We start from the raw sequence: 1,495 nt of genomic DNA on the forward strand, positions 1-1,495 counted from the left end.
CTGTGTCAAGCCGCCGCAAGTTGATCTTGTCTGATCAGCTGTTGGAGGGCTCTGTGGTGGTCTGGGTCGTAGGCGGTGTTGGTGGTCCAGCATTTCCAGATGATGCCCAGCCAGGCGCGGGCCAGGACGCGGACCGCGTGGGGGTGGTCGTGGCCGCGGGCGCGGGCTTGGGCGTAGAGGTTGGCCGCCCAGGGGTTGGCGTGGCGGCTGTCGCCGGCGAAGTCGCAGACGGCGTCGCGCAGTTGTTTGTCCACTGCCCAGCGGAAGGCCACGATGCGGACTTTGCCGGATTCGCGGGTCGAGGGTGCGACGCCGGCGAGGCAGGCCAGTGCGGCGGGGGTGGGGAACCGGCCTCGGGCGTCGCCGATTTCGGCGAGCAGTCGGGCGGCGCGGATGGTGCCGGAGCGGGGCAGGCTGGTGAAGATGTCCCGGTCGGGGTGCTGGTCGAGGGCGTCGGTGATCTGCTGGTTCAGCGTGTCGATCTGGGTCATGACGGCGGCCAGGGTGGCGAGGTAGGCGCGGGTGATGCCGGCCAGGGTCTGTCCGTAGTCGCCGGTGGCGCCGTGAGGTGCGGCGTTGATGCGGGCGTGCAGGACGGTCGGGTCGGTGCGGCCGCTGTAGCTCACGCTCTTGAGCCAGGCGGCCAGGCGCTTGGGCGAGAGCCAGTCCAGGTCGTCCTGGGTGGTGAACCGGGTCAGGAACTGCCGGCTGATCGACGAGTCGATCTCGTTGAACAGCTCGACGGTGGCCGGCAGGGCCGTGGCCAGGTGAGCGCGCAGCTGGTTGGCGACCGCGATGCGGTGGGCGACGAGGTCCTTACGAGCGCGGCACAGCTTACGCAGCCCGGTGGTCGCCTCGCTGTCCAGAACCAGGGGGGTCAGCCGGCGCCGGTCGGTGCGTACCGTGTCGGCCAGGACGTAGGCATCGAAGCGGTCGTCTTTGTTGCCGGCCGAGCCGTAGCGTCGGCGCAGTGCCTTGACCTGCGAGGGTGGGATCACGTACACGGTCGTGTCGGCGGGCAGCAGCGCGTCGACGATCGGCCCGTCTGGGCGTTCGATGCCGACCGCGTCCACCTGATGCCGGTCGAGCAGGTCGAGCAACCGTCTCAGGCCGGTCTTGGTGTATGTCAGGGTCAGCCGCTCCACCGGCTCACCGTCGGTGTCGACCACGCAGACCGCGTAGTCGTCCTTGGCCCAGTCCACCCCGGCCGAGTTCCCTCGCGCCGGCGCGGCGGTGTCAGTCACACTCATTGTTGCCTCTCCGCTGCGCTACCAGTGGGGAAGCACCTGGTGGTTCCGGGACACCACTGCCGGTCGCTCATTGAGCGGCGCTCGATGGCGCATAGCCCTGTTGCCAGTCGGGGTGTCCCGGGCCGCCGGGCCTCGCAGAACTCACGCTGGACCTCAAAGGTCGAGCGAGCTGGGCGATGGCCCGACAGTCACCGGTGCACTCGAACCCCGATCGGCCCGAGTGAGACAAGGGTGCACCAATGAGC

The 1,495-nt window shown here is 69.3% G+C and carries 1 protein-coding gene; it reads right to left on the minus strand.

What is annotated here, in order from left to right:
• Positions 1 to 5: 5 nt before the first annotated feature.
• The gene (locus tag ACLQ24_RS29585; RefSeq protein ID WP_425895024.1) at positions 6 to 1,250 is read right to left on the minus strand and encodes an IS110 family transposase; all 1,245 of its coding nucleotides are present in this window, start codon (positions 1,248 to 1,250) and stop codon (positions 6 to 8) included.
• Positions 1,251 to 1,495 lie beyond the last annotated feature (245 nt).

This window comes from Micromonospora sp. DT4 (assembly GCF_049841675.1).
GTDB lineage: Bacteria > Actinomycetota > Actinomycetes > Mycobacteriales > Micromonosporaceae > Micromonospora.